Raw genomic sequence first — 16,273 nt, 5'->3', positions numbered from 1 at the left:
TACGCGGAACGCCGGGTAGACGCCTTAATTTGTGGACACAATGAACGAGGTGCGGAACGCAGCGCCTCACGCTCGGCCCACCGCCGGACGGCTCGCCCGTACTGACTGGAGGCCAGAAATGAAAAGGGTTGCACTGGCGATATTTTGGATCGCCGCGCTGGGATATGCACCGAAGGCCGCCGCCGACGTACCCGGAATAGCGCCATTCACCGGTTCCTGGCACGCCCACGCATCGAAACTGACGGTCGATAGCGACGGGTCGGGTCGGTTAACGTATGCCGACATCTCCGCCTGCCCGAGCGCGTGTGATGGGCACAACGACTATGCCGACGCACCGCAGGCGACCGTAGACGTCATGCTGGTATCAGTCCTGGGTGACACGGCGACCGGAAGCGTCAGCGCCGCGTCGAATCCGAGCGAGTACACCGTGGGTGAGCCGGTCACGATCAAGCTCGTCACCGGCATTGGTGACCCGTTTACCGGACCGCCGGCTTCCGTGTCAGGCAACAACGGTGTGGCCCTTCAAGTGAGCATCGGCACGAGGGGCGCAAATTACTGCAACGACACGACGCATAACTACTGCGGCGGCTGACGTCGAAAGTGGCAACGGCATCTGGCGTGCGCGACACCGGGCTTGGCCCCGCTGGGGCGCAGTGAGAACTCCGTCAGACCAACGCTGACGCGTCGAAAACCCAGCTGGTGTCCCCGGTCGCCAAGTTCTCGAAGTGGTTTGGGGAAGCGAAGGACACGAGGCTTTGCAGTCCAAAGGTATGGACGCCTGCAAACGAATTTGGACTAATTTTTAAAAACCCGATGTGATTCCACCGCTGTCGAATACGCTCCCATCGGATAAATCAATCAACGTCAACACAGTAGAGATCGGAGCAAGGAGTTTGCAGCATGTTATCCCGCGCAGCATTCATCGCAGCGAGCGCCACTAGCTTACTTAGCGTCGGCGTGACGCCAGCCATTATCCATGCGGCCACCGCCAATGCCGAACCTCCCAACTGCCAGATCTCGCCGTGGGGTTTCTTAGGTTCACAGCGCCGTGAGATCTGCGATGGACCGATTCAACCTGACGGGTCCTGGATGCGGCACCGGGTCATTGGGATTCCTGCACACTATGAGAACCCAAGCAGTAGTTGCTTTGGTGGCGACGGGTATAGCAATTGCACCTTCTATCCTGGCGGCTGGGTGAGCGACCAGATCGCCGACGACGAGACCTATCCTGTCAACCCTGGCACCGTCCTGCCCGACGAACCGGGCCACTTGGGCTAACCGGCCGAGACAAGTCGCTCCGAAAATATCGTCAAGGGACGCGGCATTATCTCAGCGCCCTACAACGAGTGTTAACAACAGTACAACTAGCCCTGCCCGACAGGCGGAGCGATCATCACCCTCTGCACACGGCGCGGCAGCGTGGCACGATTCGGGCGGTGAAGCGCATGTTTACAGACCCGCCGCCCTACATTGATATAGGAAACAATATTAGGCACGGAATGTAGCACGTATCGACGATCTGGCTGGTTAAATGATCCTCAACGCCGTGTACTACCCGCGAGGGGGATGACAAGTGAGCGATTGGAAGCTTCCGGTTAGTGCGCTGATCAGTGTTAGCGTTCTCGTCGGAGCGACTGCTTGCGGCGACAGCTCTGAAACGACGGGCAGCTCGGCAGCCCTGCCGGCGCCGGACTCGGACACCTCGGCCCCTGCAGCTCCATCGACGCCAACCATTTCACCCGAAGATTTGGATGCGGCGACGTATCAAGCGATCTCCCCACGCGACTACGCGCTTTTGGTAAAAGACCCTGAGTCCAACAAAGGCCGGAAGATCATCGTGTATGGAGTTGTGACCCAGTTCGACGCAGCGACAGGCAACGCAGAATTTCGGGCGAATACCGGCGCCCAGCCAGACGACTACTTGCAGAACACGATGATTGACGCGCAAGATCCATCAATCCTCGCAAATGTGGTCCAAAACGACATTGTCACTATGTGGTGTAAGGTCCGTGGCGCGGACACCTACAAGACGACGATGGGCGGCGAATTGACTGTCCCCAGGTTTTGGGTCTACATCATAAAAGACGCGGGGTCGGCGGGCCCCATTCCATAACCAAAGAGTCTGACCTTGACGCGCCGCTGACAATAACCCGCGACGGTAGAAACAAATTTACCCGCATCGAAGTGCGCTAGACCTCGCCAGTCGGGAAGTGGCGGCCACATTCCTGAAGACGCTCATCGCTCGAAGCTACGCCTCGTAGGGAGTTAGAAACGAGTAGTAATCGGTTGCTTCGCTTTGCAAGTCGTGAGACGAGGAGCTCACCGTGTTCCGATACTAGTCGAACCGATCTGAACGACGCCGTTGCCTCGTCGCAGCAAGCTCAAGTCAAGGGAGGCGCCGCCGGGCAATGGGTGTCACTGAGGTCAACTGACACCAGTCGCCAGACCGTGTCAGACCAATGCTGACGCGTCGAAAACCCAGCTGGTATCCCCGGTCGCCAGGTTCTCGAAGTGGTTCGGGGGAGCGAAGGACACGAGGCTTTGCATGTCCCAATAGTCTTTCCAGACCCTGATCTTGCCGTCATCGACCTTGTGGACGGTGACGAACCTCAGCACGCCCTGCTCGCCCGACGCGAAAGTCCAAGTCTCCGAGTGCTCGTAGATGACGTCGGCGCCGTTGGAGACCAGCACGCCGTCGTGGTTCTCGTAGCCGGCCAGCTGCTCGAGTCCCACCTTGAGCCGCTTGACGATGTCTTCGGGGCCGCGCGCCCCGAAAGCGGGGAGCGGCATGTCGACGTAGAGGCAGTCGTCGGCCAAAAACGTCTTGACCGCATCCCAATCCCGTCGCGACAGGGCCTGCCACATCCCGACGACGACATCCTCGACCGCGACCTTCGAAGCTTGAGCCATAGCCGCAAATAAACAGGGTTGTCCAACACGTGTCAACCGCGGTTCGGGGAAGGAAACTCACCAGGGTGACCGCGCTGCGGGCTACCTCGCCGAGGAGATCACGACCGACCACGTCGACGGCCCACAGAACCGCCGCGAGGCCCTGCGCCGGCTCGCCTTGCTCGCAGGCATTCCTCGAGACCGAAGCTACGCGCAGGCCGTTCGGCGTGTCGTGTGCGTAGGTTCGGTGTCGCGGTCGCACCGACCCGTCAGGCGGTGGCCATCGACCGCGCCGGCGGCCCCAGGGCGACCGGCAGCGTCGACCACCCGCGCAGCACCCGCGTCTCCCGCCGGCTTCCGGTGCCCGCCGCCCGCGCTTCGGGGAAGCGGTCGAAGAACGTGCGCAGCCCGACTTCCCCCTCGGCCCGCGCCAGGGCGGCCCCAAGGCAGAAGTGGCGACCGGCGGAGAACGCGAGGTGCCGTCCCGCGTTTGGTCTTTCGATGTCGAAGCGATGCGGATCGTCGAACACCGACGGGTCGCGGTTGGCGGCTGCCAGGTAGATCACCACCAACCCGCCGCGTTTGATCCGCTCGCCCGCCACCTCGACGTCCCTGACCGCCACCCGCGCGGTGAGTTGCACCGGCGAGTCGAGCCGCAGGATCTCTTCGACGGCGTTGGGCCACAATTCGGGGCGGCGGCGCAACGCGTCCAGGTGCTCCGGCGCGTCCAGCAGCATGCGAATCCCGTTGCCCAACAGGTTCACCGTGGTCTCGAACCCGGCGGCCAGCACCAGCCCGGCGATGCCCTGCAGCTCGTCGGGGTCGAGATACGTTTCGGCGGAACCGCTTTCGGCGGTCTGGATCAGCTGGCTCATCAGGTTGTCACTCGGGGTGCGCCGCAACTCGCGCAGGTGGTCGGCCAGCCAGAAGTTGAACCCGGCGATTCCCCGCTGCACGCTGCGGTACTGGCGCCACGGCAAGCCGACGTCCAGGCTCGGGGCGCCGAGTTCGCCGAATTCCAGCACCCGCGGCCGGTCTTGCTCGGGCACCCCCAGGATGTCGCTGATGATCGCGACCGGAAGCTGCGAGCAGTACCGCCCGACGACATCGACGACGCTGGCGGCGCCCGACGCCGCGGACAGCCGATCCAGCAGGTCCGTCGCGGTCCGCTCGACGCCTTCGCGCAGCGCGGCGACCGCCCGGGGAGTGAACACCGCCGACACCGTCTTGCGGTAGCGGGTGTGGTCGGGCGGCTCGACGGCCAGCAGCGACGGCGCGCGCAGCGGGTGCAGCAGGTCGTCGCGCACGCGGCGCTCCAGCCAGCGCAGCGGCGCCGGCAGGTTCGAGCCCATGTTCACCACGCGGAAGTCGTCGGAGCGCAGCAGCTCGTGGGCCAGGCCGTGGTCCGCCGTCAGGTAGTTGACGCGCCCCTTCACCAGCGGGCCCAGCGCCCGCAGTCCCTCGTAGAACGGCACCGGATCTGCGGCCACCGAGGGGTCGACGATCAGCCTGGCCTGCAGGTCGCCCCGCCGTGCGCCGACCGCCGCGACGCCCCGGATGAAGCCGTGCATCACGAGCCAGTGCAGCCTCTCCTTCACCGGTCCTCGCTCAACACTCGGCGGTGATCTTGAAGTCGGTGGTGATCACCTTGTTGGGGTTGCTGCTGCTGATCCCGTATGCGCTGCCGGAGATGCTGTAGGCGTTGTGGTTGACGTCGGCGCGCGCGTCGCCCACCCCGCCCTGCCAGAAGCTGCCGGTGAACCCGTCGACGTTGCGGAACTTCACCCACTGCGGCATGACCCGGTAGCCGCTGAGCAGTACCGTCGCCTCGACGTGGCCGTTCTCGTCGCCGATGTCGAGGGTGCGGTACGACTGCATCTGGCTGCACGCCGCCGGCCGCGCCGTGTGCGTGGTCCCGTCGATGGTCACGCGTGCGGCTTTGCGGGGCGTCGTCTGCGCCTGCCCGCACCCCGCGACGGCGGCTCCGGCAATTACGATGAAAGCGATTGCGAGCAAACGATTTTGCATGTCCCCCTCCTTTATGGCCGCTTCGGCACCAGCGTCGGCAGGGATTTGACGATGCGGCCCCGCACGAACTCCGGGCTCAGCCCCTTGAGCACGTCGATCACCCGAATGCTCTTGGGCACATACCAATGCAGCTTCTTCGGGTTGTGATAGGCCTGCCACGCCGCTTCCGCCACGCTGGACGCGGGCATCAGCCGGAACAAGCCCCTCTTGGGGGCGCGGGCGCGAAGCTCGTCGGCCGACATCGTGGGGCCCGCGTCGTCGGAATGGTTGGTGGTCGTGGTGAGGATGGCGGTGTCGATCAGACCCGGCAGCACGTCGGCGACCCGCACGCCGTGCCGGTGCCATTCCACGCTCAGCGCCTCGGTCAATCCCTTGACCGCGTGCTTGGTCGACGAGTAGACCGCGATGCGCGGCATCCCGTAGGTGCCCGAGGACGACGACGTCGAAAACATCAGGCTGCCCGGCGTTTTCTTCAGGTAGGGCAGCGCGGCGTACGCCCCGGTGAGCACCGCCTTGAAGTTCACCTCGACGACGCGCATCGCGGCCTCGTGGGGCACGTCCTCGAACCAGCCCGACTCGCCGATGCCGGCGTTGTTCCACATCATGTCCAGCCCGCCGCCGTCGTTGCCGGCGCAGAAGTCGGCCAGGGCGCCCTCCAGAGCGGCCTTGTCCGTCACGTCGACCGCCCGCGTCCACAGCCGGTCACCGGAAGCATCGCCCAGCTCCTGCCGCAGCGTCGCCAGGCCGTCCTCGTTGCGGTCGACCGCTCCGACGCGCCAACCCTTGGCGTGAAACAGCCTGGCGCCCTCGCGGCCCATGCCACTGCCCGCGCCGGTGATGAAGACCGATTTCACGGATTTCACAGCGCGTCAGCCTCGACCAAGTCTTTGATGCGGTTGAGCGTCTTGGTCATGTCGCGGATGTTCCGCCGCTTGCGCAGGAACCCGCCGAACAACCAGTAGATGCCCAGCCACGGCGCGGGGTTCAGCCGAAACGACTCCGTCACGTCGGTGCCGCCGTCACTGGGCGCCAACCGGTAGTGCCAGTTGTTCACCGGCCGGTCGCCGAGCATCACCGCGAACCCGAACTCGCGGCCGGGTTCACACGCGGTCACCTTGCACGTCGTCCAGTAGACCGGCCCAATCTCGTTGCGCCGCACGTGCCCGCGAAACTTGGCGCCGAGCGCGGGTCCCGTCGCCTCGCCCAGCCATTCCGCCTCGATCACTTCGGGGGAGAAGCGCCCGGTGTTGCGGACGTCCGCGATCAGCTCCCAGATCTTGTCCGCGGGCGCGGCCATGTGAACAGTCGCCGAACCTTCCATGGGCTGATCCAAACACAGCTTCGCGTCCGGTCATAGAGCCCCGGCGGCGGGCCGGATCAATCAGTGCGGGATGGCCGCCTGGATGATCCCGTTGATGATCTGCTTGATGCCCTGTGCCGGGTGCGAATACAGGCCGATCGGAAGGCCCGAGGCGGCGCCGCATTTCGGCCATGCCTCGATCCCCTGGTCCTCGAGAACCCTGTTGGCCACCGCGATCTGTTGCTCCCGGGACGCGGCCGCCGGATTGCCGACGCCGCCGTATCGGGCCCAGGTGCTCGGCTTGAATTGCAGCCCACCGTATTCGCCGTTGCCGGTGTTGGCGTGCCAGTTGCCACCGGACTCGCATTGCGCGACCGCGTCCCAGTTGGGGGCCACGGGGGCGGCGTGCGCCACTCCGGCGGGGGAGGTCAGCAGCGCTGCAACGAACCCGCCGACCATCGTGGACTTGACGAGAGGCTTGCAGACTTTTCTCATGTCAGACATTTCGCGCGGTGTGTCCGAAGCGTTACCGATTCGAAAATGCCGCGAGATAAGCCTTCTAGCAGCGCAATTGGGCTCCTCACCAGCCGAAACGCCGCTTTAGAGAATGGTGAGAATTAAATAAATGAGCCCTGGCAACACGAGTTGATAAAGGCCCTTAATGCGCTAATGCGCCCGACGACGTCGTCAGGCGCAGTAGCGATTCGGCTGATCGTAGGCGGATGTGGCGTGGTTATCCGCCGCCGCCGGGGGTCGCGCCCAGGCTGCCCTGAAGGTCGGGCTTCATGGCGTTGAGCTGGGCTCCCCAGTACTCCCAGCTGTGGGTGCCGTTGGCGTTGAAGTTGAACACCGCGTTGTGGCCGCCGGCCGCGTTGTAGGCGTCCTGGAACTTCAGGTTGCTGCTGCGCACGAAGTTCTCCAGGAACTCGGCGGGCATGTTGGCCCCACCCAGCTCCGACGGCGTGCCGTTGCCGCAGTAGATCCAGAGCCGGGTGTTGTTGCCGACCAGCTTCGGGATCTGCACCGTGGGGTCGTTGCGCTGCCACGCCGGGTCGCTCGACGGGCCCCACATGGCGTCGGGCTTGTAGCCGCCGGCGTCACCCATGGCCAGGCCGATCAAGCTGGGCCCCATCCCCGACGAGGGGTCCATGAGGGCTGACAGCGAGCCGGCGTAGACGAACTGTCCCGGGTGGAAGGCCGCCAGGATCAGCGCCGAGGAGCCGGACATGGAGATGCCGACCGCGGCGCTGCCGTTGGACTTGACGCCCTTGTTGGAAGCCAGGTACCCGGGCAGTTCGCTCGTCAGGAAGGTTTCCCATTTGTAGGTCGAGCAGCCGGCCTTACCGCACGCCGGGCCGTACCAGTCGGCGTAGAAGCTGGACTGCCCGCCGACCGGCATGACGATCGACAGGCCGGACTTGTAGTACCACTCGAACGCGGGCGTGTTGATGTCCCAGCCGTTGTAGTCGTCCTGGGCCCGCAAGCCGTCGAGCAGGTAGACCGCGGGTGAGCCGCTGCCGCCGCTCTGGAACTGGACCTTGATGTCGCGGCCCATGCCCGCGGACGGCACCTGCAGGTATTCGACCGGCAACCCCGGGCGCGAGAATGCCCCCGCGGTCGCCGCGCCGCCGGCAAGGCCGATCAGGCCTGGCAGGGTGGCAGCAGCCGCCGCACCGACCAGTAGCCGACGCCCCCAGGCCCGCACCTTCTCGCTCACGTCTGTCATACCTGCCCCTTGTCCGTATGTGATGGCGATCTCAGCTGGAATTTACCGGGTGATTCGGCCAAATGTCGATCAGGACGCGAGCTTGTCTCGGTTTCATATCGATTTTTTGCACGGAATTCGTGATCGGGTTAGTCATCGGGATGCGAAAACGGGCCGTTCGATCCGCCGACTTGCCGCCGGCAATCCCCGGCATCGACCCACCCACGCCTTCGATTGCCTTCGATCGGTTTCGATCGCCTTCGGTTGCCTCAGCGGAATGATCCGGAAATCCCGGCCTGCTGAAATTGCGGCCCCACCTGCCTTTTCGCCGCCGCAGCCGCGCCGTCGCGTTATGCACCGCCCGTGACATGGAGTGTGACCTTCACGGGGATTTCGAACCGGCGCAGCCGAACTTGCCCCGACCGCGTAGGCTCTCACGGAGCAAGCCGATGGAGACCACGCGATCCCGGTCCGTTCCGGCTCTCACGAACCGCCGCACCATCGGGCTTTGAGGTGCGTGGCAGTGCGGTTGGGAGCGTCGGCAGGCCCGGGACTGATTGAGGTGCAGATTTGGATACGGTACTGGGGCTATCGCTGACGCCGACCACCGTCGGGTGGGTCCTCGCTGAAGGACACGGCGCCGACGGCACAATCCTGGACCACCGGGAGCTGGGTCTGCGCACCGGCGGCGGCGTGCGTGCCCTCAGTACCGCCGAACAAGTGGCCGACGAGGTGTTGCGGGTGGACGCGCTCGCGGCCGCCGGCGATCGCCGGGTGCGTGTCATCGGGCTGACCTGGAACGACGATGCGTCCGCGCAGGCCGCGCTCCTGCTGGAGGCCTTGACCGACGCCGGCTTCGACAACGTGGTGCCGGTCCGGATCCTCGAGGCGGTCGAGACCCTGGCCCGCGCGATCGCACCGGTCATCGGCTACGCGCAGACCGCCGTGGCCATCCTCGAGCACGAGTGCGCGACCGTCGTCATGGTCGACACGCACGACGGCGAGACCCAGACGGCCGTCAAACAGGTGCGCGGCGGCTTCGACGGGCTGACTTCCTGGCTGCGTGGCATGTTCGAACGACCCACGGGATGGCGCCCGGGCGGGGTGGTCGTCGTCGGCGCGGACAGCGACATCAACGGACTCTCGTGGCAGCTCGAAAAGGCGCTGCCCGTACCGGTTTTCGCGCAGACGATGGCCCAGGTGACCATCGCCCGCGGCACGGCGCTCGCGGCCGCCCGCAGCACCGAGTTCACCGACGAACAGCTGGTGGCCCACCTCGGCGAGCCCGTCGCGGCGCCCCCGGCACCGCGCCGGAGGTTCTCGCACGCCGGCGCCGCGACCGCCCTGGCCGCCGGTGCGGTGACGTTCGTCGCCTCGGTGTCGCTCGCGGTGGGCATCGAGCTGGCACCGACCAGCCAGCCCACCCCGGCGAGGCACCAGGTGCACGAGCCGGCAACCCAAGTCGCCCAGGCCATCGCGCCCCCTCCGGCCGCCGCGCCGATCGCACCCCAGTCGAAGCCCGCCGCCGGCGAGACCGCCCCGGAGGCGGGCCCGCCGCGCGAGCAGACCCGCGAGCAGACGGAGCCGCCCGCGGACACGCAACCCGACCCGAACTCCCGCGGCCCCTACCTGACCCGGGTGCTAGAGCACATACCCGGCGACGCCGGTGACGCCGAGCCGCCCGCTCCGAGCCAGCCCTAGGGAAGGCCTCGGGAGTCGCCCGGGGACTTGCCGCCGTCGCCCTTGGCGCGCAGCGCGGTGAAGGACACCTTCACCTCGTCGGCCACCTTCAGCGAGCCCATCAGCAATGAGTAGGGCTTGACGCCGAAATCGGTTTGCCGGACGCCGGACTCGGCGGACATCCGCCACGCGTCGCCGAGATCCTCTGTGCGCAAGTCGATCACGTGCCTGCGGGACTTTCCGCGGATGTGCAGCTTGCCGGCGAGGCGGTACCCCCGCGTGGTCTTGTCGACATCGTCCGCGGCGAACCGAATCTCGGGATAGCGGTTCGCGCCCAGCGACTTCAGCGCGTTCGACTTCACCAGGGCCTTCTCCGGGCCGGTCAGCCCCTTGACGCCGCCCTCGCCGCGCAGCACCTCCAGCGAATCGACCTCGACGGTCAGCTCCGCGGTCACCGGTTCGGCGTCACGCCAGGCCACCGTGGCCTCCCAGCGCGTCATCGCGATCGTGAGGTTGTGGCCCATCCGCGCCGCCCTACCCGCGACGCCGGTGCGGATCAACAACTCCCCGTCGGCCGCGGTCAGCGTCCACAGACCGACCGTCACATCGTCAAAACGGTGCGGTAGTGCGACCGGCCCTCTTCCATCGCCGCGTAGCCCTCGGCGGCCCGCGCCAGCGGCAGCTCCTCGATCCACGCCCGCACGCCCGACAGGACCGCGAAATGCATGGTCTCTTCGACGTCTTTGGCCGTGCCGGACGGATGGCCGACGATGCTGAGCCCGGGGGTGATCAGCTGCACCGGGCTGATGGGCAGCGGGTCGGTGCTCACGCCGATGGTGATCAGTTCGCCCTGCGGCAGCAGCCCGCCGACCGTGTCCGCCATGGCCTGGGAGTTGCCGGCGGTGGCCAGCACGACCGCCGCCCCGCCCAGGGCGCGCAGCGCTTCGGAGACGTCGCCGGCGGTCGAGTCGATGTAGTGATGGGCGCCCAGTTTCCGTGCGTCGTCGGCCTTTCCGGTACCGCGCGCGATCGCGATGGTCTCGAACCCCATAGCGCGGGCGAACTGCACGCCGAGGTGACCGAGCCCGCCGACGCCCAGGATCGCCACGCGGTCACCGGGCAACGCCTTCGTCTGGCGCAGGGCGTTGTAGGTCGTTACACCGGCGCAGCCCATCGGGGCCGCCTCCACGTCGGAGAGCTCCGACGGAATCCTGGCCAGCGCGCTGGCGGGCACCGTCACCGATTCCGCGTAACCGCCGGGGTAGTGCCAGCTGGGGACCTTCGCGTTCGCGCAGTGGATGAAAATGCCTTTGCGGCAAGGATCGCAGCGGTAGCAGCAGCCGCCGAACCAGCCGACCGCCACGCGTTCGCCGACCGCATAATTGTCCACTCCCTCGCCGAGTTCGGCGATGGTCCCGGCGATTTCGTGTCCGAGCGTCAGCGGCCAGGACTGGTTGGGGAAGCCGTCGTGAACGAAGGCGCGGTCGGTGCCGCAGACGCCACACGCGGTGACGGTCAGGCGCACCTCGTCTCGAGCCGGGGAGACGGTTTCGACGTCGGCCAGCTCGAGCGGGCCGCCCGCGGACTGGATCCGGACAGCTTGATGGGTAGGCATCGGGTTAGCTTAGTGCGCGGCAGGGCCTTTCGCCGCGCCATCGGTGTGGTAGTCGACCTGCCAGTGCTTGATCCCGTTGAGCCAACCCGAGCGCAGCCGCTCGGGCTTGCCGATCGATTCCAGGTTGGGGATGCCGTCGGCGATCGCGTTGAACATCAAGTCGATGGTCATCCGCGCCAGGTTGGCCCCGATGCAGTAGTGCGCGCCGGTGCCGCCAAATCCCACGTGCGGGTTAGGGTCGCGCAGGATGTTGAACGTGAACGGGTCGTCGAACACGTCCTCGTCGAAGTTGGCGGAGCGGTAGACCATGACGACCCGCTGGCCCTTCTTGATCTGCACGCCGGACAGCTCGTAGTCCTCGAGCGCGGTCCGCTGGAACGACGTGACCGGGGTGGCCCACCGAACGATCTCGTCGGCCGCGGTGGCGGGGCGCTCGCGCTTGAACAGCTCCCACTGGTCGGGAAAGTCGGTGAAGGCCATCATGCCCTGGGTGATGGAGTTGCGGGTGGTCTCGTTGCCCGCCACGGCCAGCAGGATGACGAAGAACCCGAACTCGTCGTCGGAGAGCTTGTGACCGTCGATGTCGGCCTGGACCAGCTTGGTGACTAGATCCTCGCCCGGGTTCTTGGCCCGCTCGGCGGCCATCTGCATCCCGTAGGTGATGAGTTCGACGGATGCGGTGATGGCGTCGTTGTTGGCGAATTCGGGGTCCTGGTCGCCGACCATCTCGTTGGACCAGTGGAAGAGCTTCTTGCGTTCCTCCTGCGGCACGCCCATCAGGCCGGCGATGGCCTGCAACGGCAGCTCGCACGACACCTGCTCGACGAAGTCGCCGCGACCCTCCGCGGCCGCTTCCTCGACGATGCGCCGGGCGCGCTCCGCAAGGTCGCCCCGCAGGCGCTCGATGGCCCGCGGCGTGAAGGCGCGGGAGATGATCTTGCGCAAGCGCGTGTGTTGCGGCGCATCCATGTTCAGCAGGACGAACTTGCCGCGTTCGATCTGCTCGCCGACCGTTCCGTCCTTGTAGCGCGGCAGGGCGGTCTTCTGCAGGCTGGAGAAGATGTCGCTGCGCAGCGAGACCTCTTTGACGTCCTTGTGCTTGGACACCACCCAGAAGCCGCCGTCGTCGAACCCGCCCACCCCGATCGGCTGCTCGTTCCACCAGATCGGTGCGGTTCGGCGCAGCTCGGCCAGCTCTTCCACCGGCAGCCGCTCGGCGTGCACGTCCGGATCGGTGAAATCGAAGCCGGGCGGCAGATTGGGGACCCTCTTGGCCGTCGACTCGGCGGTTGACATAGCGCACTCCTCGATACGAAGCCCTCTAGGCGTCTTCTTACGCGTCTAAGTGCAAGGAAACCATTGCCGCACCGCGGTTGGGAAGGACCGAAACGATATCGCCGCCCCGAATTGCAACATGTTCAGCGCCGGCGGCGGCCGGGCACCCGCGGCGCAACGGGCGTCGGCGGCGCCGACCGGAACCGAGGATCTTGTGGCCCACGGCGCAGTCGATATGCTTTGGTGCAGGTCACCGGCGACAGGCGGGGTGGAACATGATTCGGGAATTGCTCAGTGCCGCTTCCATAGCGGGCATCGCGATCGGGATGGCGCCGTGCGCGGCCGCCGATCCGCACTACGACGGCGACGTGCCGGGGATGAACTACCAGGCCTCGCTGGGTGCCCCCTGCGACAACTACGAGCGGTTCATCTTCGGGCGCGGCCCCAGCGGGCAGGCCGAGGCTTGTCACTTCCCGCCGCCCAACCAGTTCCCCCCGGCCACCATCGGCTACTGGGTGATCTCCTACCCGCTGTACGGGGTGCAGCAGGCCGGCGCGAAATGCCCGGGCCCGCAAGCCGCGGCGCAATCGGACGCCGGGCTGCCGATGCTCTGCCTGGGAGATCGCGGCTGGCAGGAGGGGTGGTTCACCGGGGCGGGGTTCTTCCCACCGTCGGGGTGACCGCATGAGCGCCGCCAAGCCCGCCCAAGCGCCGGTCCCGCGCTGGCTGCGCTTCGTGCTCGCGTCGGATCGCGCCGGCTCGGCCTGGTACATCGGCACGGGCTTCTTCTTCGCCCCGGTGCTCGCGGTCCTGTCGCCGTGGCCGGCCGTCACCGCCGTGCTCTGGGGCGTCATCGGGTTGGCCGGCCTGTGGCTGGGGCTGCTCGGCGTCGCGATGGCCGTCGGCCTGGCGCGGGTATTGCGGTCCGGCGCCGAGATCCCCGAAGACTACTGGCGCACGCTGGTCCATTACTGACGCCCGCTCGCCGCGGTTAGAGTCGAATCAACCGGCTTGCAACTCAACCGGCTCGCACGAAAGGGGACTCCGATGGGCTTCAATCCCAAAGATGCAGTCGACGCGGCCAGGGACATCACCACCAACGCCGTCGAAAAGGCCTCGGACATCGTCGAAAACGCCAGCGACATCATCCGCGGTGACATCGCGGGCGGCGCCAGCGGCATCATCCAGAGCTCCATCGACATCGCGACGCACGCGGTGGACCGGGCCAAGGAAGTGTTCACCGGCCGCGACCACCCGGACGATCTCGACGTCGATCTCGACGGTGATCTCGACGACGATCTCGGCGACGAATAGCCGTTGACTGGTCGCCGGGTCGGCGTCAGACGGACGCGGCGTCGTTCAGCTCGTCGAGCCTGTTGGTCGCCTCCAGGTACTCCCGCACCCACCGTTCGATGACGGTCGACGTCTTCTCCACCTTGGTGAACTGCCCGACCACCTGGCCGACCGGGTTGAACGCGACGTCGACGGACTCGTTGGGGTACCTGTTGGTGGCCCGCACGGCCATGCCGGAAACCATGTACTGCAACGGCATCCCGAGCGGCTTGGGGTTGCCCGGCTGCTCCCAGGCTTCCGTCCAGTCGTTGCGCAACATCCGGGCCGGCTTGCCGGTGAACGAACGGCTGCGGACCGTGTCGCGGCTGCCCGCCTTGACGTAGGCCTGCTGCTGCACCGGAGTGTTCGAGGATTCCTCGACCATCAGCCACTGCGAGCCGGTCCACGCCCCCTGGGCGCCGAGCGCCAATGCGGCCGCAATCTGCTGACCGCTGCCGATGCCGCCCGCGGCGAGCACCGGAAGCGGGGCCACTTCCTTGACGACCTGCGGCCACAACACAATTGAGCCCACCTCGCCGCAGTGCCCGCCGGCCTCGCCGCCCTGGGCGATGACGACGTCGACGCCCGCGTCGGCGTGCTTGCGAGCCTGCGACGGCGAGCCGCACAGCGCGGCCACCTTGAGCCCGGCGTCGTGGATGTGCTTGATCATCTCGGCCGGCGGTGTGCCGAGCGCGTTGGCGATCATCTTCACCTTGGGATGCTTGAGGGCGACCTCGACCTGCGGGGTGGCCGTCGCCTCGGTCCACCCGAGCAGTTGCAGGCTGTCCGAGTCGCTGTCCTCGATCGGCACCCCGTGGTCGGCGAGGATCTTCTTGCCGAAGTCCAGGTGCTCCTGGGGCACCATCTTGCGCAGCGTCTCGGCCAGCTCCTCGCCGGAGAGGTGGGAGTCCATGCCCTCATATTTGTTCGGGATGACGATGTCGACGCCGTAGGGGTGGTCGCCGATGTTCTCGTCGATCCAGTTGAGCTCGATCTCCAGCTGTTCGGGCGTGAATCCGACGGCGCCGAGCACGCCGAAGCCACCGGCCTTGCTGACAGCGACCACGACGTCGCGGCAGTGGGTGAAGGCGAAGATCGGGAACTCGATACCGAGTTCGTCGCAGATCGCGGTGTGCATGCCTACTCCTGGAAGCTTTGACCGATGCGAAATAGAACTGAAACGTGTTCTAGTTTAGTACGGACCTGGTCAACGTGGCCAGCCGCCCCTGACCAGCGCTTCGTCACTACGACATGTCAGGAGGCGCGCACTATCCACAGGGCCACGAACGCCGACATGGCGCCGGCGCAGACCAGGTGATCCCGGCAGACGGCTCGCGCCAGGCGGCTCTGTTCGGCGGGATTGTCAGTGCGCCGTCCGAGCCGAACGGCGTGGGGGACCGTGCGGGTCAACGCCAGCACGATCGGGACGCCCGCGAGCCCGGCCGACGTCGTCAGCAGCCAGGCGGGGTCGTGGCCCTGTGCGGCCCGAAACCCCAACGCGCCCAACAGGGTAAGCATGACAAGCGCGATGAGCCGACTCATCGGTCGCGACGTGGTCGTCGCACGGTGGTAGTAGGCCGCGATGGAGGCAAGCACGGGCTCGGGCAGTTCCGTTCCCGCGCTTCGGTTTTGAAGGACCTGGACGTCGAAGATCAGGTCCATCCACAGCACGGCGAGCAGAAAGCCACCGCAGGCCGTGAGTAGCGGGATCACGACACCCATTATGTTGCGGCGCCGCCCCGCCCCGACCGCCCGCTGTGAATCCGCCGCCAATCGTTGCAAATGCATCTAATTCACTCTCTGAAAGGGCTAGCATCGCGCTATCGCCGATCGCCCACGGCGATGACCCATTCGGGGACTTGGGAGGTTGGCGATGTCGTTCCTGGTCACAGTGCCCGACGTCGTGGCGACCGCAGCCGAGAACGTGGCGGGTATCGGGTCGTCTCTGAGCGCGGTCAACGCGGCGGCCGCGGGCCCGACCACCGGTCTGGTGGCCGCCGCCGAGGACGAGGTGTCGGCGGCGATCGCCGCCCTGTTTTCCGGCCATGCCGCGGAATACCAGGCGATCAGCGCCCAGGTGGCGGCGTTCCACGAGCGATTCGTCCAAGCCCTGGCGGGCGCCGGCGGCGCCTACGCGGCCGCCGAGGCGGCCAACGCTTCACCCCTGCAAGCCCTTGGCCACGACGTGTTGGGGGCGATCAACACGCCGACCCAACTGCTGCTCGGCCGCCCATTGATCGGCAATGGCGCCAACGCGGCCCCGGGTAGCGGCGCGAACGGCCAGGCCGGCGGCTTGTTGATCGGTAACGGCGGCGCCGGCGGGTCGAGTGGGGTGACCGGGCAACCCGGCGGCGCCGGTGGGCCCGCCGGCCTGATCGGCTTCGGCGGCGCGGGCGGGTTCGGGGGCGACGGCGCGGCGGGCGGTGCCGGGGGTACCGGCGGTTGGCTG

21 protein-coding genes and 1 pseudogene are annotated in these 16,273 nt (G+C 66.8%); 8 read left to right on the top strand and 14 right to left on the bottom strand.

Features of this window, described 5'->3' with window-relative positions:
* Nucleotides 1–118: 118 nt before the first annotated feature.
* Nucleotides 119–592: a hypothetical protein gene (locus BST11_RS17930; RefSeq protein WP_083139245.1), complete on the top strand. Its 474-nt coding sequence runs from the start codon at nucleotides 119–121 to the stop codon at nucleotides 590–592.
* A gap of 73 nt (nucleotides 593–665) precedes the next feature.
* On the opposite strand, the pseudogene BST11_RS27205 reads toward BST11_RS17930, so the two are convergent.
* A pseudogene (locus tag BST11_RS27205) lies at nucleotides 666–755 on the bottom strand (nuclear transport factor 2 family protein); the annotation flags it as partial.
* A 145-nt stretch (nucleotides 756–900) separates the two neighbouring features.
* Between BST11_RS27205 and BST11_RS29295 the strand changes: the two are divergent.
* Nucleotides 901–1,278, top strand: coding sequence for a CDGP domain-containing protein (locus BST11_RS29295; RefSeq protein WP_420866140.1), 378 nt, complete (start codon nucleotides 901–903; stop codon nucleotides 1,276–1,278).
* Nucleotides 1,279–1,573: 295 nt separating this feature from the next.
* A complete protein-coding gene (locus BST11_RS17920; RefSeq protein WP_131806142.1) occupies nucleotides 1,574–2,113 on the top strand; it encodes a hypothetical protein in 540 nt (179 codons plus the stop codon).
* Between the two features lie 338 nt (nucleotides 2,114–2,451).
* Here BST11_RS17920 and BST11_RS17915 read toward each other — a convergent pair whose 3' ends face one another.
* The 8 genes from BST11_RS17915 to BST11_RS27200 form a co-directional block, all read right to left on the bottom strand.
* Nucleotides 2,452–2,910 carry a limonene-1,2-epoxide hydrolase family protein gene (locus BST11_RS17915; RefSeq protein ID WP_067326213.1) on the bottom strand — a complete coding sequence of 153 codons (459 nt, stop codon included), beginning with the start codon at nucleotides 2,908–2,910 and terminating at the stop codon, nucleotides 2,452–2,454.
* Nucleotides 2,911–3,158: 248 nt separating this feature from the next.
* Nucleotides 3,159–4,487, bottom strand: coding sequence for a cytochrome P450 (locus tag BST11_RS17910; protein WP_083139243.1), 1,329 nt, complete (start codon nucleotides 4,485–4,487; stop codon nucleotides 3,159–3,161).
* A gap of 10 nt (nucleotides 4,488–4,497) precedes the next feature.
* The gene (locus BST11_RS17905; RefSeq protein ID WP_067326206.1) at nucleotides 4,498–4,917 is read right to left on the bottom strand and encodes a lipoprotein LpqH; all 420 of its coding nucleotides are present in this window, start codon (nucleotides 4,915–4,917) and stop codon (nucleotides 4,498–4,500) included.
* A gap of 11 nt (nucleotides 4,918–4,928) precedes the next feature.
* On the bottom strand, nucleotides 4,929–5,771 hold the full coding sequence (locus BST11_RS17900) for an SDR family oxidoreductase (protein WP_083139280.1): 843 nt from the start codon (nucleotides 5,769–5,771) through the stop codon (nucleotides 4,929–4,931).
* 5 nt (nucleotides 5,772–5,776) lie between these two features.
* Complete coding sequence (locus tag BST11_RS17895; protein WP_165607972.1) at nucleotides 5,777–6,256, bottom strand: SRPBCC family protein; 480 nt, start codon at nucleotides 6,254–6,256, stop codon at nucleotides 5,777–5,779.
* 42 nt (nucleotides 6,257–6,298) lie between these two features.
* Nucleotides 6,299–6,721, bottom strand: coding sequence for a resuscitation-promoting factor RpfC (gene rpfC / locus BST11_RS17890; protein WP_067326200.1), 423 nt, complete (start codon nucleotides 6,719–6,721; stop codon nucleotides 6,299–6,301).
* Between the two features lie 229 nt (nucleotides 6,722–6,950).
* Nucleotides 6,951–7,943 (bottom strand): diacylglycerol acyltransferase/mycolyltransferase Ag85B, encoded by a 993-nt coding sequence (ag85B, locus tag BST11_RS17885; RefSeq protein WP_068207507.1) that lies wholly within the window; start codon nucleotides 7,941–7,943, stop codon nucleotides 6,951–6,953.
* A 31-nt stretch (nucleotides 7,944–7,974) separates the two neighbouring features.
* The gene (locus BST11_RS27200; RefSeq protein WP_142276419.1) at nucleotides 7,975–8,292 is read right to left on the bottom strand and encodes a hypothetical protein; all 318 of its coding nucleotides are present in this window, start codon (nucleotides 8,290–8,292) and stop codon (nucleotides 7,975–7,977) included.
* 200 nt (nucleotides 8,293–8,492) lie between these two features.
* Here BST11_RS27200 and BST11_RS17880 point away from each other — a divergent pair, with 200 nt between their 5' ends.
* Entirely contained in the window at nucleotides 8,493–9,623 is a 1,131-nt protein-coding gene (locus BST11_RS17880; RefSeq protein WP_083139242.1) for a DUF7159 family protein, read from the top strand.
* Here BST11_RS17880 and BST11_RS17875 read toward each other — a convergent pair.
* Genes BST11_RS17875 through BST11_RS17865 form a run of 3 tightly spaced genes read right to left on the bottom strand, consistent with a single transcriptional unit; the run spans nucleotide 9,620 to nucleotide 12,513 of the window.
* Nucleotides 9,620–10,207 carry a YceI family protein gene (locus tag BST11_RS17875; protein WP_240492174.1) on the bottom strand — a complete coding sequence of 196 codons (588 nt, stop codon included), beginning with the start codon at nucleotides 10,205–10,207 and terminating at the stop codon, nucleotides 9,620–9,622. The two genes, BST11_RS17880 and BST11_RS17875, sit on opposite strands and share 4 nt — an antisense overlap.
* Nucleotides 10,204–11,217 carry an alcohol dehydrogenase catalytic domain-containing protein gene (locus BST11_RS17870; protein WP_067326191.1) on the bottom strand — a complete coding sequence of 338 codons (1,014 nt, stop codon included), beginning with the start codon at nucleotides 11,215–11,217 and terminating at the stop codon, nucleotides 10,204–10,206. Before BST11_RS17870 ends, BST11_RS17875 begins: the two co-directional genes overlap by 4 nt.
* Nucleotides 11,218–11,226: 9 nt before the next feature.
* Nucleotides 11,227–12,513 carry a cytochrome P450 gene (locus BST11_RS17865; protein WP_067326188.1) on the bottom strand — a complete coding sequence of 429 codons (1,287 nt, stop codon included), beginning with the start codon at nucleotides 12,511–12,513 and terminating at the stop codon, nucleotides 11,227–11,229.
* Nucleotides 12,514–12,767: 254 nt separating this feature from the next.
* Here BST11_RS17865 and BST11_RS17860 point away from each other — a divergent pair, with 254 nt between their 5' ends.
* From BST11_RS17860 to BST11_RS17850, 3 genes are all read left to right on the top strand, one after another.
* Nucleotides 12,768–13,172, top strand: coding sequence for a hypothetical protein (locus BST11_RS17860; RefSeq protein ID WP_067326185.1), 405 nt, complete (start codon nucleotides 12,768–12,770; stop codon nucleotides 13,170–13,172).
* 4 nt (nucleotides 13,173–13,176) lie between these two features.
* The gene (locus BST11_RS17855) at nucleotides 13,177–13,467 is read left to right on the top strand and encodes a hypothetical protein (protein ID WP_067326182.1); all 291 of its coding nucleotides are present in this window, start codon (nucleotides 13,177–13,179) and stop codon (nucleotides 13,465–13,467) included.
* A 72-nt stretch (nucleotides 13,468–13,539) separates the two neighbouring features.
* Complete coding sequence (locus tag BST11_RS17850; RefSeq protein ID WP_067326179.1) at nucleotides 13,540–13,806, top strand: Rv1893 family protein; 267 nt, start codon at nucleotides 13,540–13,542, stop codon at nucleotides 13,804–13,806.
* Nucleotides 13,807–13,831: 25 nt separating this feature from the next.
* On the opposite strand, the gene BST11_RS17845 is transcribed toward BST11_RS17850, so the two are convergent.
* Both BST11_RS17845 and BST11_RS17840 read right to left on the bottom strand, forming a co-directional pair.
* Nucleotides 13,832–14,962 (bottom strand): nitronate monooxygenase, encoded by a 1,131-nt coding sequence (locus BST11_RS17845; protein ID WP_067326176.1) that lies wholly within the window; start codon nucleotides 14,960–14,962, stop codon nucleotides 13,832–13,834.
* Nucleotides 14,963–15,078: 116 nt separating this feature from the next.
* Nucleotides 15,079–15,537: a hypothetical protein gene (locus tag BST11_RS17840; protein ID WP_120313711.1), complete on the bottom strand. Its 459-nt coding sequence runs from the start codon at nucleotides 15,535–15,537 to the stop codon at nucleotides 15,079–15,081.
* Nucleotides 15,538–15,697: 160 nt separating this feature from the next.
* Here BST11_RS17840 and BST11_RS17835 point away from each other — a divergent pair.
* The coding region (locus tag BST11_RS17835; RefSeq protein ID WP_142276418.1) for a PE family protein at nucleotides 15,698–16,273 on the top strand (576 nt) is incomplete at its 3' end.

Origin of the sequence: Mycobacterium alsense, from assembly GCF_002086635.1 — a bacterium.
Taxonomy (GTDB): domain Bacteria; phylum Actinomycetota; class Actinomycetes; order Mycobacteriales; family Mycobacteriaceae; genus Mycobacterium; species Mycobacterium alsense.
This window is presented reverse-complemented; position numbering and strand designations above follow the sequence as displayed.

Excerpts from the sequence above, each read along its gene's own strand:
- ag85B (WP_068207507.1), bottom strand. The coding sequence starts at position 7,943 with ATGACAGACGTGAGCGAGAAGGTGCGGGCCTGGGGGCGTCGGCTACTG.
- BST11_RS17930 (WP_083139245.1), top strand. The coding sequence starts at position 119 with ATGAAAAGGGTTGCACTGGCGATATTTTGGATCGCCGCGCTGGGATAT.
- BST11_RS17860 (WP_067326185.1), top strand. The coding sequence starts at position 12,768 with ATGATTCGGGAATTGCTCAGTGCCGCTTCCATAGCGGGCATCGCGATC.
- BST11_RS29295 (WP_420866140.1), top strand. The coding sequence starts at position 901 with ATGTTATCCCGCGCAGCATTCATCGCAGCGAGCGCCACTAGCTTACTT.
- BST11_RS17855 (WP_067326182.1), top strand. The coding sequence starts at position 13,177 with ATGAGCGCCGCCAAGCCCGCCCAAGCGCCGGTCCCGCGCTGGCTGCGC.
- BST11_RS17845 (WP_067326176.1), bottom strand. The coding sequence starts at position 14,962 with ATGCACACCGCGATCTGCGACGAACTCGGTATCGAGTTCCCGATCTTC.
- BST11_RS17915 (WP_067326213.1), bottom strand. The coding sequence starts at position 2,910 with ATGGCTCAAGCTTCGAAGGTCGCGGTCGAGGATGTCGTCGTCGGGATG.
- BST11_RS17905 (WP_067326206.1), bottom strand. The coding sequence starts at position 4,917 with ATGCAAAATCGTTTGCTCGCAATCGCTTTCATCGTAATTGCCGGAGCC.
- BST11_RS27200 (WP_142276419.1), bottom strand. The coding sequence starts at position 8,292 with ATGTCACGGGCGGTGCATAACGCGACGGCGCGGCTGCGGCGGCGAAAA.
- BST11_RS17870 (WP_067326191.1), bottom strand. The coding sequence starts at position 11,217 with ATGCCTACCCATCAAGCTGTCCGGATCCAGTCCGCGGGCGGCCCGCTC.
- BST11_RS17850 (WP_067326179.1), top strand. The coding sequence starts at position 13,540 with ATGGGCTTCAATCCCAAAGATGCAGTCGACGCGGCCAGGGACATCACC.
- rpfC (WP_067326200.1), bottom strand. The coding sequence starts at position 6,721 with ATGTCTGACATGAGAAAAGTCTGCAAGCCTCTCGTCAAGTCCACGATG.
- BST11_RS17865 (WP_067326188.1), bottom strand. The coding sequence starts at position 12,513 with ATGTCAACCGCCGAGTCGACGGCCAAGAGGGTCCCCAATCTGCCGCCC.